The sequence below is a fragment of the Acinetobacter johnsonii genome, assembly GCF_048551975.1.
GTDB classification, from domain to species: domain Bacteria; phylum Pseudomonadota; class Gammaproteobacteria; order Pseudomonadales; family Moraxellaceae; genus Acinetobacter; species Acinetobacter johnsonii_A.
This window is the reverse complement of record NZ_JBIMCF010000001.1, coordinates 192,958-208,525: the sequence shown is the minus strand read 5'-3', so window position 1 is coordinate 208,525 and position 15,568 is coordinate 192,958. Positions and strand designations below refer to the sequence as shown.

Below are 15,568 nucleotides of genomic sequence, written 5' to 3'. Positions count from 1 at the left end.
CTGTAAACAAAATTTTATACATGATTAATCAACACTTGAATTAAAGTGTACTGATGAGTACACTTTAACCCAGTAAATAACCGCGCTTAAATCGGTTGAAATGACACGAGTTCCAGCATGCCTTACTTGTTGCTTTTTATCGGTATTATTTTATTTATAATCAGTGCATTAGCTCTAAGCATTCAACCACTCATCGCTTTAGATCTGGCGATGGTCGAATATTTCAGCACATTAAGAACTGAGCCTATAGATAAACTTGCAATACTTTTATCGGCACTCGGTGGCATGCCGTTTGTATTATTTCTAACCACTCTATGGTGTTTCCATCGTGCATGGTATAAAAAGTATAGAGATGTTGTTTTTATTGGTTTAGGCGTTGTTGGAAGTATTGCTTCTGCTTGGCTACTTAAATTTCTAATTTCAAGACCACGCCCACCAGAAATGTTTCACCTAGTGACGAGCTATGGTGCTTCCTTTCCGAGTGCGCACAGTATGTATGCTGCCACTTTGGCGTGTCTTGCCATTTTCTTAAGTCGACCATTTCCTGCACATCGTTATGTTGTATGCATTGCTCTTTTATGGATGCTGATGATGGGAATTTCAAGAATCTATCTTGGAGTACACTTCCCGTCCGACGTTCTCGCAGGTTGGAGCATTAGTATTATCTGGATTTCACTGCTTTACATCTTGTGTAGCAGATATACCCAATTAAATACACATTATTTTTAGATAAGAATCTAATCGAGGTGGAACAATGATGTCGGCAAAGCTTTGGGCCCCAGCCCTTACCGCTTGCGCATTAGCAACGAGTATTGCACTTGTTGGTTGTAGCAAAGACCCAAAAGATGCGCAGCAAGCTGGCGCTTCTCAACAAACGCCACCTACTGAAGTCGGTGTCATTGTTGCACAACCACAAAATGTAGAACAATCTGTAGAGTTATCTGGCAGAACCACGGGATTTGAAATCTCTGAAGTTCGCCCACAAACGAGTGGAATCATTCTAAAACGTTTGTTTGCGGAAGGCAGTTATGTACGTGAAGGTCAAGCACTTTATGAACTTGATGCTCGTACCAACCGAGCAACATTTGATAATGCCAAAGCAGCATTATTACAACAAGAAGCGAATTTAAGCACACTCAGAACCAAACTAAATCGTTATCAGCAACTGGTTTCAAGCAACGCTGTTGCGAAACAAGACTATGACGACTTAGTGGGTCAAGTAAAGGTTGCTGAGGCACAAGTGGCAGCAGCACGTGCTCAAGTTAAAAATGCTGAAGTGGACTTAGGTTATTCAACCATACGCTCTCCAATTTCAGGTCAAACCAACCGCTCTACAGTTACTGCCGGTGCTTTGGTGACTGCAAACCAAACAGAACCATTGGTGACGATTCAACGCTTAGACCCGATCTATGTTGATATCAACCAATCGAGTTCTGAACTTCTTCGTTTACGTCAACAATTGAGTAAAGGTAGCTTAGACAGCAGTAACAACACCCGTGTGAAGCTGAAACTTGAAGATGGCAGTGATTATCCAATCGAAGGCCGTTTAGCGTTCTCTGATGCTAGTGTCAATCCAGATACAGGAACTGTGACGATTCGTGCGGTGTTCCCGAACCCGAATCACTTATTGCTTCCTGGTATGTTTGCCAATGCACAAATCGTTCAAGGCGTAATCCCGAATGCGATGTTAGTGCCGCAAATTGCAGTGACTCGTACACCAACAGGTCAAGCAATGGCAATGATTGTGAATGACAAAGGTGTAGTAGAGGCTCGTCAAATCACCACAGTTGGTATTCAAGGTCAAGACTGGATTGTGACTGAAGGCCTTAAAACAGGTGAAAAAGTTATTGTTGACGGAATAGCGAAAGTTAAAGCTGAACAGAAAGTTGTTGCTAAACCGTATCAACCTAAAGCAGCCGCACCTCAAGCTCCAACAACAGATGCTAAAAAGACAGAAGCTGGTGCAAAAACTGAACAAAAAGCTACTTCAAACGCATAAGGGGTAGACTGAATGGCTCAATTTTTTATTCATCGCCCCATTTTTGCGTGGGTGATTGCACTGGTGATTATGTTGGCGGGTATTATCACGCTGACAAAAATGCCGGTTGCCCAATATCCGACGATTTCACCGCCCTCGGTGACAATCTCTGCAACTTATCCTGGTGCTTCTGCACAGACTGTTGAAAACACAGTCACTCAGATCATTGAACAACAAATGAATGGTCTGGATGGTCTACGTTATATCTCTTCAAACAGTGCGGGTAACGGTCAAGCATCTATTAACTTAAACTTTGAACAAGGCATCGATCCTGATATTGCTCAAGTTCAAGTCCAGAACAAACTACAATCGGCAACGGCGCTTTTACCTGAAGATGTACAACGTCAAGGTGTAAAAGTCACCAAGTCTGGTGCGAGCTTTATGCAAGTTCTTGCATTTTACTCTCCAGATGGAAGCTTATCTGCTGCCGACATTAAAGACTATGTAAACTCAAACATTTCTGAACCGCTGAGCCGTGTTGCAGGTGTGGGTGAAGTCCAAGTTTTTGGTGGTTCATACGCGATGCGTATTTGGCTTGATCCAGCGAAAATGACCAGCTTACAAATTACTCCAAGTGATGTTGCAACTGCCATTAATGCGCAAAACTCACAAGTTGCTGTGGGTCAACTCGGTGGTGCTCCATCAATTCAGGGACAAGTTCTGAATGCTACGGTCAATGCGCAAAGTATGTTGCAGACGCCTGAGCAGTTTAGAAATATCTTTTTGAAAAATACAGCCTCAGGTGCTCAAGTTCGCTTGGGTGATGTTGCTCGTGTTGAACTCGGTTCAGATAACTATCAATTTGATTCTAAATTTAATGGTAAAGCTGCTGGCGGTGTTGCGATTAAACTGGCAACTGGTGCAAATGCACTAGATACAGCAGCGGCTGTAGAAAAGCGCCTCAGTGAACTTCGTAAAAACTACCCAAATGGTTTAAAAGATCAACTAGCTTATGACACCACACCGTTTATTAAGCTGTCGATTGAAAGTGTTGTACACACGTTGATTGAAGCTGTCGTGTTGGTGTTCATTGTCATGTTCTTATTCTTACAGAACTGGCGCGCCACGATTATCCCAACATTGGCTGTTCCAGTGGTTGTATTGGGCACATTTGCTGTCATTAACATCTTCGGTTTCTCAATCAACACGCTCACTATGTTTGCGATGGTCTTAGCGATTGGTCTTCTGGTCGATGATGCGATTGTTGTGGTGGAAAACGTCGAACGGGTAATGCAAGAAGAACACCTCGACCCTGTAGCTGCGACCGAAAAATCAATGCAACAGATTTCTGGTGCCTTGGTCGGTATTACCAGTGTATTAACTGCGGTATTCGTACCGATGGCATTCTTTGCAGGCACAACGGGTGTTATTTACCGTCAGTTCTCGATTACGCTAGTTACCGCAATGATTTTGTCACTGATCGTGGCATTAACATTCACTCCTGCCCTGTGTGCAACCTTGTTAAAACAACACGATCCGAATAAAGCAGAAAGTAATAATATTTTTGCGCGTTTCTTCCGTTGGTTTAACAGCAGCTTTGAAAAGCTATCCGTAAAATACCAAGGTGGTGTCAACCGTATGACCCATCATAAAGTATTTTCTGGTGTGGTTTATTTACTGGTGATTGCAGGCTTAGTTGGCCTATATAAAGCTTTACCATCCTCATTCTTGCCTGACGAAGACCAAGGCGTCGTCATGACTTTAGTTCAGCTTCCACCAAGTGCAAGCCTTGAACGTACCGATAAAGTCATCACCACAATGACAGACTATTTCATGAATAAAGAAAAAGAACATGTAGAGTCCATCTTTACTGTTTCTGGTTTCTCATTCACAGGTGTTGGTCAAAACGCAGGTCTTGCCTTTATCAAGCTGAAGGACTGGAGTGAGCGTACGACACCTGAGTCGCAAATTGGTGCCATTATCCAACGTGGTATGGCATTGAATATGATCGTGAAAGATGCCTCTTACATCATGCCATTACAGTTACCTGCAATGCCTGAATTAGGTGTATCTGCTGGTTTTAACATCCAGTTGAAAGATGCAAGTGGTCAAGGTCATGAGAAATTGATTGCTGCACGTAATGCGATTTTAGGTATGGCAGCACAGGATAAACGTCTTACAGGTGTGCGTCCTAATGGTCAAGAAGATACGCCTCAGTATCAAATTAGTATTGACCAAGCACAAGCAGGCGCAATGGGTGTCAGTATTGCGGATATCAATACAACCATGAGCATGGCTTGGGGTGGTTCATATATTAATGACTTCGTAGACCGTGGTCGTGTGAAAAAAGTCTATGTGCAAGGCGAAGCAAATGCACGTATGATGCCTGAAGACTTGAACAAGTGGTATGTGCGTAATAGTAGCGGTACAATGGTTCCATTCTCAGCATTTGCAACAGGCGAATGGACTTATGGTTCACCACGTCTAGAGCGTTATAACGGTGTATCTTCTGTAAACATTCAAGGTACTCCAGCACCGGGCGTAAGTTCAGGTGATGCAATGCTCGCGATGGAAGAAATTATTGGTAAGTTACCATCTATGGGCTTACAAGGTTTCGACTATGAATGGACAGGCTTATCTTTAGAAGAACGTGATTCGGGCAATCAAACAGCTCCGCTGCTTGTTCTTTCAATGCTTATCGTCTTCTTATGTCTTGCCGCATTGTATGAAAGTTGGTCTATCCCTGTTTCAGTATTACTAGTTGTACCACTCGGTATTCTTGGTGCATTTGCACTGACATGGTTAGGTATGATCATTAAGGGCGATCCAAACTTATCGTTCAACATCTACTTCCAAGTTGCGATTGTTGCCGTGATTGGTCTTTCTGCGAAAAATGCGATCTTGATCGTAGAGTTTGCAAAAGAGTTGCAAGAACAAGGTGAAGACTTGTTTGATGCAACCCTTCATGCTGCAAAAATGCGTTTACGCCCAATTATCATGACCACCCTTGCATTTGGTTTTGGTGTCCTTCCGCTTGCCCTTTCAACAGGTGCTGGTGCAGGTAGCCAACACTCGGTAGGCTTTGGTGTCCTTGGTGGTGTAATTAGTTCTACACTGTTGGGTATTTTCTTCATTCCAGTATTCTTTGTTTGGATTCGTAGTATTTTCAAATACAAACCTAAGAAACAAAATAATCAGGAGCAAACATCGTGATGCAAAAAGTATGGTCTATTTCAGGTCGTAGCATTGCGGTATCTGCACTTGCGCTTGCTTTGACTGCATGTCAAAGCATGCGTGGTCCAGAACCCGTCGCTCAAGCGGATATCCCAACAGGATATATTGGTTCAACGACAGGTCCGTCTATTGCTGAGCAAGGTTATAAAGATTTTTTTGCTGATGCACGATTGGTACAAGTCATTGAAATGGCTTTGGCCAATAACCGTGACCTACGCACTGCAACTTTAAATATTCAACGTGCACAACAAGCGTATCAAATTACTGAAAACAACCAACTACCTACTATTGGGGCAAGTGGTAGTGTGCTTCGTCAAGATACGCTAAGTACGACTAAGCCAGTCACAACCTATAATGTTGGCCTTGGTGTCACCGCTTATGAGTTAGACTTTTGGGGGCGTGTACGTAGCTTAAAAGACAATGCTTTAGACAGCTATTTAGCGACCCAAAGTGCGCGTGATGCAACACAAATTTCGTTGATTGGTCAAGTTGCGCAAGCATGGCTGAGCTATTCATTTGCCAATGCTAACTTAAAACTGGCAGATCAAACGCTTAAAGCACAGCTTGAGTCATACAATCTGAACAAAAAACGTTTTGATGTCGGTATCGACAGCGAAGTCCCTGTACGTCAAGCGCAAATTTCAGTTGAAACTGCACGTAATGATGTTGCCAACTACAAGACTCAAGTGGCGCAAGCGCAGAACTTGCTCAACCTGTTGGTGGGTCAGCCTGTTCCTGCAAACTTATTGTCTCCTCAACCTGTGAAACGCATTACTCAAAGTACGGCGTTGACAGCAGGCTTACCAAGCGACTTGTTGAATAACCGTCCTGATGTCCGTGCTGCGGAATATCAATTGTCTGCTGCGGGTGCCAACATTGGTGCGGCAAAAGCACAGTTGTACCCAACCATCAGCTTAACGGGTACAGCCGGTTATGCATCGACAGATTTAAGCGATTTGTTTAAATCAGGTGCCTTTGTATGGTCACTTGGCCCAAGCTTAGATATTCCAATCTTTGACTGGGGCACACGTCGTGCCAATGTGAAGATTTCAGAAACTGACCAAAAAATTGCATTGTCAGATTATGAAAAAACCATTCAAACCGCTTTCCGTGAAGTGAATGATGCCTTGGCAGTACGTGAAAATATTGGTGACCGTCTAGCGGCGCAGCGTCGCCTTGTGGAAGCCACCAATACCACATACAAACTGTCTACTGCTCGCTTCCGTGCAGGCATCGACAACTACTTAACAGTACTGGATGCACAACGTACATCATACGCTGCGGAACAAGGTTTGTTATTGCTTGAACAAGCAAACTTAAACAACCAAGTTGAAGTATATAAAACTCTCGGTGGCGGTGTAAAAGCCAATACGTCAGATCAAGTGGTGAAACAGCCTTCTTCTTCAGATGTGAAATACAACAAAACAGCGAACTAAGGTTTGCAACATCAAAAGCTCACTTCGGTGGGCTTTTTTATTGCTTTTTACTGGGCTTTTTCCTATCTTCAAAGATAATCAAATCATTTGAATATTGAAAATTATGCTTTTAAGTAACCTTGAGTCTGTTCCTGGACATCGCATTTCTCAACAACTGGATGTGGTCTATGGCAGTACGGTTCGGAGTAAACATGTCGGGCGCGACTTTTTGGCAGGGTTAAAAAATATTGTCGGTGGTGAGCTCACTGCCTATACCGAGCTTTTAGAAGAATCCCGCCAAGAAGCCATGAATCGTATGATTGCAAAAGCACAAGACTTAGGGGCCAATGCCATTGTAGGTATTCGTTTTTCAACCTCAAATATTGCCCAAGGTGCATCTGAGTTATTTGTTTATGGCACTGCAGTCCGTGTCACACCGTTAGACAACCATCTCCCTGACCCTTTTCCAACACAGGCCTAAACGATGGAAAGTTTAATTTTCCAACTGCTGATTTTTGCGGTGCTGTTTAGCGTCGGTTTTGGTTTTGGTCGTTATAACGAACGCAAACATTTGGCGGAACTTGAACAAAATGAGAAGCGTCTTGCTTACATTACTGTGGGTAATTTACGCAAAGCAAGCTTCGAGCAGTCTGGGCACTTGATCAGTAGCAATGTTGTGATTTCTCATGATTATTTCAAATATGTATTGGCGACCGTAGAAAACTTTTTTGGTGGGAGACTCACCAGCTATGAAAGTGTCGTCGATCGTGCCCGTCGTGAAGCCATCGTCCGACTCAAACTTGAAGCGGAAAAACACGGCGCAACGCATATTGCTTGTATACGACTGGCGACCACAGAAATGGGCATGCAAGGCGGTATGGTCGAAGTCTTTGCTTATGGGACTGCCATTCAAAATCCTTAAACAGCCACTATTGACCAATCATCCATTCACTAAACTCAAACAGCATGATCGTTCAAAATAGCTCATGCTCGCTCACCTTCTATCTTACATTCGGTTGGTGATTACTCACTAGAGCATAATTCTCTACACTGAACATAATAAAAATGGATATTACCTACACTGTAAATAGGTCACAGATAATGAGATCTTTAGCACTGAAAATAAGTATGGCTGTACTCAGCATGATTCCACTTGTAGCCAAAGCTGAATTAATTGTACTGGCATCGCCTCAAAGTAATGATGCGTACTATGCAAAAATGATTGATGATATTTTTGATTTTCACGTCGATTATGCAAAAAAATTATTAAAAACGGAGACAATATCGTTGTTCTGACGGATAAAGGCCTCTACCCCGACTATGTCAAAGCCTTGGGCAAAAAGTATGTGGCCATCGCACCGATGCATGACATTTGGATGCGCCACTCAGCAGCGCTAATCCAGCTCAACCCGTCATGTTCCGCTACACTGCCGCAGGACAAGGTGGCGCTAAAAAAGGTCAGACCATTTCTGATGAAGTGCAAGATGTGTTTAAATACTATAGTCAAAAAGCAGGCTTACAGTTTACTCAAAGCAAACTATTGAATGATGGCGGAAACTGGGTTGAAAATGGTTATGACAATCTCGTCCTCAGCACCAAATTCCTAGCGGATAACAAGCTCACCGAAAGCGAAGCCCGTAAGAAACTCATGGCTCTAACAGGTGCAAAGCAGATTGCCTTCATTGAGGCCGATGAACAATGGGGCTTGGAACATGCCGATGGTGTGGTCAGCTTTATCGACCAAAATACCTTGGTGATTAACGCTTACCCATCCCGACTATGCCAAGCAACTTAAAGCCGATTTAAAGCGCAGCATTCCGAATGTTAAAATTCGTGAAATCATCCCCCCTTATCATGGCAGCGAAATCTACGATGAAAAATTTGGTTCTGCATGTGGCTTATACACCAATATGCTGGTGACGCCTGAACGGATTTACTTCCCACAGTTTGGCATTAAAGAGGATGCTGTCGCGTTACAGCAAATTCGTAGCCATAACCAAACGTACTGTTGTTCCAGTACAGTCTGCTAATGTCTGTCATATGAGCGGTGGTGTGCGTTGTATGTCTTGGCAAGTGCGTGGGAAAAATGCGGAATTGTTCTTAAACTATTTAAATAAAATCAGTAAGTAGTACAGTGCTGTTCCCCTATCAAAACATGGGGGGTATAGGAACAACTTGATCCCAAAAGGCAGGTGAAAGCGACTTTCCTCCTGCCTATTTCAATTTACTTCACTTTCATCTTACGAATCATTTTATACAACGTTGTAGGCGATAAACGAGACACCAGAACACCCATTTTCTCTTTGCGACCGCCGACTACGATGTATTCTTCACCTTTAAGCAATGCACTCACCACCGTTTGTGCAAAAATATCGGGTTCTAAACCATTTTCAATCGCTTCGTCTTGATGACCCTGCGGTTTACCCTCGCCATTTAAAGCATTAAACGAAACATTGGTTTTAACAAAGCCCGGGAAAATCACCGATACATCCACACCCTCATTGGCCACTTCGGCACGAAGGCTATTTGCCCACATATGAATGGCAGCCTTGGCTGCTGAATAGCTGGCACGGTACTGCGTCCCCAATAAGCCTGCAACACTCGAAACAAAAGCAATACGTCCAGATTTTTGTGCTAAAAATGTCGGTAGAACGGTTTTGGTTAAAAACACTTGTGAGAAATAATCCACTTCCATAATCGCGCGTTCAGTCTGCATGCTGGTGTCAGCAATCAAGGCACGTTGGCTTAAACCCGCATTATTAATTAACCAGTCAATCCGACCTTTTTTCTGTAACACTTGCTCATAGGCATGGCGAACTTGAGCTTCGTCGGTAATGTCCGCACAAATGGAAATGTGTTGATCTGGATTCAGCAGTCCGACACGAACTTTTTCAAGTTCGTCAAAACGTCTTGCCGTGAGGACCACCTCAGCCCCTTGTAAAGCACACTCTTTAGCTAGTGCTTCACCTAACCCTGAAGATGCCCCCGTAATCCACACCACTTTAGCGTCTAAACTGTTTAACTGTGCCATGTCCTTATTGCCTCATACCGAAGTTTTATTTGCGGATTGATCATTTAAAAAAGTCAGGAAATGATCGAAATATTGACTCATCATCTGCGCATCATAGATACGCCCTAAGTTATCAAAACGTTTATAGCCCAATTGGGTCGTCAAATTAATCACCCCATTTAGCGTTTTATCGACCACCAAATTAAATTTAAGCATTTTTTTGGGTTCGCGAACCAAACTGGTCACCCCTTGATCGACAATTTGCGTAAACACCTTCAAAGCTGGAGCAACATAACTGTTATTGCCCTTTTCCATCTGTTCCGCACAACCCAAAAGTTCGGTAACTAAGGTTTTTTCGACTGGGTAGCTTAAAAAATGTGTGCTCTCGGTGTCATACATCCTTTGCTCTAGATAATTCACCATTGGAATTAGACGGTCATTTGAAAAAAAAGACACGGACCACGGCATGTACTTACGCATAGTGTCCACAATGTGCTGAATAATTTTCTCAGACTCGCCATCACCTGAGGTAGAAAAACGCTCAAGATCGCCAAAGACTTGATCAATCACTTCACATGAAATATCCGCTAAAACCTCACCCAAAGGTTTGGCAAGACTTTGGCTTTCGCCGGCATTAAGCTGTTGATGAATGTAAGCAAAGCGTTGGTGAGTTTCAGGTTTTAATTTTAATGATATTTGATAAGTCATCGTGATCCCCCCTTTTTTTGATTTTTACTGCGAACACTGCGCACTCTAGGTTTAGACACATCATAAAGCGCTCTGCTTCATGTCGCAATTGCTAGATCAACGCATTTGCTTTACATGCCCCCATTTACGATTTCTTTGCTACAATAGATGCAATTTTTTATCTACTTTTGAACTGTTTGAACTATGACTGATTCAGCGCAAAATATTGCTACAACCTACGATCCTACCGAGATCGAGAAAAAATGGTACAAGACTTGGGAAGAAAATGGCTACTTTAAGCCGTCAGAAAAAGGCGAATCATTCTGTATCATGATTCCGCCGCCAAACGTCACAGGTAGTTTGCACATGGGTCATGGTTTTAACAACGCTATTATGGATGCCCTTACACGCTTTAACCGTATGTCAGGTAAAAACACCTTATGGCAACCGGGTACAGACCATGCAGGTATTGCCACGCAAATGGTGGTTGAACGTCAATTGGGTGCCCAAGGTGTCTGCCGTCATGACTTGGGTCGTGAAAAATTCATCGAAAAAGTCTGGGAATGGAAAGAACAATCTGGTGGTAACATTACCCGTCAAATCCGTCGTTTAGGTTCTTCAGTAGATTGGTCACGTGAACGCTTCACCATGGATGAAGGCTTATCGAATGCAGTTAAAGAGGTTTTTGTTAAACTGCATGAAGAAGGTTTAATTTACCGTGGTAAACGCCTCGTAAACTGGGATCCAAAATTACAAACAGCTCTATCTGACCTAGAAGTTGAGTCTGATAAAGAAGAACAAGGTTCACTCTGGCACTTCAAATATTTCTTTGAAGATAAATCGCTTCGCACACACGATGGTAAAGATCATATTGTGGTGGCAACCACTCGTCCTGAAACATTGTTAGGTGATACAGCGGTTGCGGTTGCGCTAGATGATGAGCGTTATTCGCACCTTGTTGGTCAAAACATCATCCTGCCCATTACTGGTCGTGCGGTTCCAATCGTAAAAGATGAATATGTCGATAAAGAATTCGGTACAGGCTGTGTGAAAATTACCCCTGCCCACGACTTCAATGACTATGAAGTGGGCAAACGCTGCGAATTGCCAATCATCAACATCTTCAACAAAAATGCCGAAGTTCTGGCTGAGTTTGAATATATCCAAAAAGCCGGTGAACAAATTTCTAAAACCATTCCTGCACCTGCAGATTACATCGGTTTAGAGCGTTTTGAAGCACGTAAGAAACTGGTTGAGCAAGCGGAAGCTGAAGGCTGGTTAGATCAGATCCAACCGTACACGCTAAAACCACCTCGCGGTGACCGTTCGGGCGTGATTGTTGAGCCATTATTGACCGACCAATGGTATGTCAAAATTGCACCGTTGGCGCAGCCTGCAATTGAAGCAGTGAAAGATGGTCGCATCAAGTTCGTGCCTGAACAATACAGCAATATGTATATGGCGTGGATGAACAACATTCAGGACTGGTGTATCTCGCGTCAATTGTGGTGGGGTCACCGTATCCCTGCTTGGTACGATGCTGAAGGTAACGTATTCGTTGGTCGTGACGAAGCAGAAGTTCGTGCGAAAAACAACATTCCCGCTGACGTTGAATTGAACCAAGACGAAGACGTACTCGATACATGGTTCTCATCAGGTCTGTGGACATTCTCAACTTTAGGCTGGACAGGCGATGCTGAAAAAGACAAAGCCAACTACTTCTTAAACACCTTCCATCCAACAGATGTATTGGTCACTGGTTTTGACATCATCTTCTTCTGGGTGGCGCGTATGATCATGCTGACCATGCACTTCATGAAAAATGAAGATGGCACGCCTCAAGTTCCGTTTAAAACTGTGTATGTACATGGTTTAGTTCGTGACAGCGAAGGTCAAAAAATGTCGAAGTCTAAGGGCAACGTACTTGACCCATTAGACTTGATTGATGGTGTAGATCTTGAAACTTTAGTGCAAAAACGTACGACGGGTTTGATGAACCCGAAACAAGCGGCAAAAATTGAAAAATCGACCCGCAAAGAATTCCCAGAAGGGATTCAGGCTTACGGTACAGACGCTGTTCGTTTTACCTTCTGTGCATTGGCAAATACAGGTCGTGACATCAAGTTTGATATGAAACGTGTGGAAGGTTATCGTAACTTTGCCAACAAAATTTGGAATGCAACTCGTTTTGTATTGATGAATGTTGAAGGTCAAACGGTTGGTCAAGAGGCACGTCAAGACCTTTGGGAATTGCCTGAACAGTGGATCGTGAGCCGTTTACAAAAGGCAGAGCAAGCTGTTCATCAAGCCTTTGCAACGTATCGTTTAGACTTGGCTGCGCAAGCGATTTATGACTTTATTTGGAATGAATACTGCGACTGGTATGTAGAGCTAACCAAACCTGTTCTGAATGATGAGTCTGTTTCTGAAGAACGCAAAGCCGAAGTACGTCGTGTATTGCTTGCGGTGATGGAAGCTTCTTTACGTCTTGCTCACCCAATCATGCCGTACTTGACTGAAGAAATTTGGCAAACCCTTGCGCCAATGATTGGCTTGGGTGGCGAAAGCATTATGTTGGCAAACTACCCTGTTGCAGATGAAGCCAAAATCAACGAACAAGCCGAAGCAGATATGCAATGGCTACAAGGTTTGATTGGTGCGGTGCGTAATATTCGTGGTGAGATGGGTCTAGGTAATGCTCGCTTATTGCCTGTTCTTCTGCAAAATACCACTGAAGCAGAAAAAGCACAGATTGCACGTATTGAACCATTGTTTAAAGCATTGGCGAAAGTTGAAAGCATTACTTTCCTTGCTGAGGGCGAACAACCACCATTGTCATCTTCATCTGTTGTGGGTCACGTGTCTGTATTTGTTCCAATGAAAGGTTTAATTGACCCGAAAGCGGAACTTGGTCGCCTACAAAAAGACTTAGACAAAGTACAAAAGCAGCATGACCAAATTGCGACTAAGCTTGGTAATGAAGGTTTTGTGGCGAAAGCACCTGCGGCTGTCGTTGAAGGTGAAAAAGCGAAATTGGCTGAGTTTGCTGACCAATTAGCGAAGATTAAAGCGAATATGGAGCAAATTGCGGCGCTTTAATGCTGTAATTCGATTCAAAAAAATCCCCTCTTAGTGAGGGGATTTTGATATAATACAATTTATAAGATTTTACTATTCAATTGGTACGTAAATATAATCTCTAAATATTACACTACCACTAGTATCCTTTACTTCACACTTAATATAGTGTAAACCTTTGAAATTACAATCTCGTTGGAACTCTCCAACTTTAAAAAAAGTTGAAATACTTTGAGCTTGTCCAACATCAATATCATTATCGTCTATTTCTTCTTGAAGATACGTTTTTAAAATCTCTTCATCATTAAATCCTGAATGATTTTTCTTATAGAAAATAACTTTATATCTCTGAAGTAATCTAATATTTTCACTACTTAATATAGCTTTAATCTTTGAATCTTTTCTAATTACTCTAGAATTAGAATAATAATTTTCAATATTTCCGTTAGGATTTGTTACTTCTGCTTTTAATTTAAAATTAATATTAGGTATTACTTTTTCATCAGCATTAACATTTACTGATATCATTTGTTTTAAATCAAGTGGCAATGGCAATCCTAATATATATTTATGTGTTTTTAACGATCTCATAATATAATTCAAATCAGTACCATCAGCTTTCTTATAATTAGGATAAATAAACTCTTTTTCAATAGTTTCTCCATTCCTAATTACTGTTTTAATCTTACAGAAATCATTCGGAAAGTTAAAAAACTCTAATAATCCTTGTCCCATCATAATTTGATTTTTGCTCGCTAAACTCTGTAATTTAGCCGCAAGATCAACAGGTAATCCAGTAGGGGAAATCTCTCCAATTTGACCAAAGCCATAGTTACCCCATAAAACTTCATCATCATTACCGAAATTACAACCAACTCGAAAACCGAAATCTAGAACATTAAAATCACTTTTTTGTTCTTGAAGCCATGGCTTAATTGTATGCTCTAATACTACTGTAAGCATGGCAGCAGCATTCAAGCAGTCCAAAATCGATTGAGGTCTATCAATCTCTGATGACCCAAAAAAACCTAATACTGCATCACCCATAATTCGATGTACGCACCCATCAAAGGCATGAATAACTTCAATACAACTCTTAATTACAGCATTCTTAAACTTATATATAAATTCTAGATCATCAGGATATTTCAATGACAAACTTGTTGAACCTTTAATATCAACAAATATTGTTGTAATAAAGTGGTTCATCTGACCACCATGTATTAGCTCGCTAAAATCTTGATGGTCAGCAATCCCTCTTGTATTTATAGTGTTAGAACGGCCAAATGCCTCTCTAATTTGTGATTGTAACTGATATTGCTGAGGCTCGTTAATTGTCAAAACTAGCCCTTCATTACTTTCACTCAGCCTGCCTGTACTCTTATACTGTGAATCTAAGCCAATAGCTGATTCACCTTTGATAGAGTCCAGAATTAGGGCTTTCTTCTTAATCCCTTGATTTACATAGTTATCAAAATCATTTTTTGAAAATTTAAAACTCATCTTTTAGACTCTAATATTATTTAATTGATCTTAGATATACACGTTAACAAAAGAATGAATATGCTTATTACAACTGCACTTATCAACCAAGGTTGAATTTTTTGATAATCATCAAATTTTTTTTCGGTAACACTCGCCATTATATAAACTTGATTAATTAGATCATCTAAATGACTCTGTTCATCTTTTGCCTCAACCTTGTCTTTGATGCTTTGTAAATCTTTGAATTTTGCCACGTCACTATAAAAAATAGTTGAAAGTTCATCTTCATTAATTTTCACATCACTATTACTATCACTTTTGCTTCTTTTCCTGTTTGGTTGTATTACATTCATACAATGCATATACCACTCACCGCAGCAGTATAAAAAAACCCCATATAAAACTATAATCATACAGCCTAAAATATCCATGTTAGTAAAGGTAATTCCCCAACCAACCAGAGCAGTTATAGCAACTAAAATACTTGATAAGAATGTTATTTGGTTTGAAGCCTTCGTATTAGCAAGTTGTACATAAAGGTCATATCTCGCTAATACTTTAAAGTAAAATTCAATTTTATCCATCGCCCACCCCAACTTAGTTATCATATAAATTTGAACACATTTCAATTAAAAAAAGGTTTTAGTATTCAAAAACTTAAATAAATTTCTCACGCCTTTT

General features: G+C 41.5%; 11 protein-coding genes and 1 pseudogene. 8 read left to right on the top strand and 4 right to left on the bottom strand.

Annotated features, from left to right (window positions below):
- The first annotated feature begins 117 nt into the window (after window positions 1-117).
- The 7 genes and pseudogenes from ACG9ZB_RS00965 (at window position 118) to ACG9ZB_RS00935 (ending at window position 8,757) form a co-directional block, all read left to right on the top strand.
- A complete protein-coding gene (locus tag ACG9ZB_RS00965; protein WP_419323518.1) occupies window positions 118-729 on the top strand; it encodes a phosphatase PAP2 family protein in 612 nt (203 codons plus the stop codon).
- Between the two features lie 25 nt (window positions 730-754).
- Window positions 755-1,999, top strand: a complete 1,245-nt coding sequence (locus tag ACG9ZB_RS00960; protein ID WP_419323516.1) for an efflux RND transporter periplasmic adaptor subunit — start codon at window positions 755-757, stop codon at window positions 1,997-1,999.
- Between the two features lie 12 nt (window positions 2,000-2,011).
- Entirely contained in the window at window positions 2,012-5,191 is a 3,180-nt protein-coding gene (gene adeJ, locus ACG9ZB_RS00955; RefSeq protein ID WP_419323514.1) for a multidrug efflux RND transporter permease subunit AdeJ, read from the top strand.
- A complete protein-coding gene (adeK, locus tag ACG9ZB_RS00950) occupies window positions 5,191-6,648 on the top strand; it encodes a multidrug efflux RND transporter AdeIJK outer membrane channel subunit AdeK (RefSeq protein WP_419323795.1) in 1,458 nt (485 codons plus the stop codon). Before adeJ ends, adeK begins: the two co-directional genes overlap by 1 nt.
- A gap of 103 nt (window positions 6,649-6,751) precedes the next feature.
- A complete protein-coding gene (locus ACG9ZB_RS00945) occupies window positions 6,752-7,108 on the top strand; it encodes a YbjQ family protein (RefSeq protein ID WP_005400360.1) in 357 nt (118 codons plus the stop codon).
- A 3-nt stretch (window positions 7,109-7,111) separates the two neighbouring features.
- Complete coding sequence (locus ACG9ZB_RS00940; protein ID WP_419323512.1) at window positions 7,112-7,549, top strand: YbjQ family protein; 438 nt, start codon at window positions 7,112-7,114, stop codon at window positions 7,547-7,549.
- Window positions 7,550-7,728: 179 nt separating this feature from the next.
- Window positions 7,729-8,757, top strand: a pseudogene (locus tag ACG9ZB_RS00935) (agmatine deiminase family protein).
- A 94-nt stretch (window positions 8,758-8,851) separates the two neighbouring features.
- Here the strand turns inward: ACG9ZB_RS00935 and ACG9ZB_RS00930 are convergent.
- Together ACG9ZB_RS00930 and ACG9ZB_RS00925 are read right to left on the bottom strand one after the other, a co-directional pair.
- Window positions 8,852-9,658 carry an SDR family NAD(P)-dependent oxidoreductase gene (locus tag ACG9ZB_RS00930; protein WP_078389117.1) on the bottom strand — a complete coding sequence of 269 codons (807 nt, stop codon included), beginning with the start codon at window positions 9,656-9,658 and terminating at the stop codon, window positions 8,852-8,854.
- Window positions 9,659-9,670: 12 nt separating this feature from the next.
- Complete coding sequence (locus ACG9ZB_RS00925) at window positions 9,671-10,345, bottom strand: hypothetical protein (RefSeq protein ID WP_419323510.1); 675 nt, start codon at window positions 10,343-10,345, stop codon at window positions 9,671-9,673.
- Between the two features lie 183 nt (window positions 10,346-10,528).
- On the opposite strand from ACG9ZB_RS00925, the gene ACG9ZB_RS00920 reads away from it, so the two are divergent.
- The gene (locus ACG9ZB_RS00920; RefSeq protein WP_419323508.1) at window positions 10,529-13,423 is read left to right on the top strand and encodes a valine--tRNA ligase; all 2,895 of its coding nucleotides are present in this window, start codon (window positions 10,529-10,531) and stop codon (window positions 13,421-13,423) included.
- A gap of 72 nt (window positions 13,424-13,495) precedes the next feature.
- On the opposite strand, the gene ACG9ZB_RS00915 is transcribed toward ACG9ZB_RS00920, so the two are convergent.
- Complete coding sequence (locus ACG9ZB_RS00915; RefSeq protein WP_419323506.1) at window positions 13,496-14,905, bottom strand: adenylate/guanylate cyclase domain-containing protein; 1,410 nt, start codon at window positions 14,903-14,905, stop codon at window positions 13,496-13,498.
- A gap of 20 nt (window positions 14,906-14,925) precedes the next feature.
- Complete coding sequence (locus ACG9ZB_RS00910) at window positions 14,926-15,471, bottom strand: hypothetical protein (RefSeq protein WP_419323505.1); 546 nt, start codon at window positions 15,469-15,471, stop codon at window positions 14,926-14,928.
- Between the last annotated feature and the right edge of the window lie 97 nt (window positions 15,472-15,568).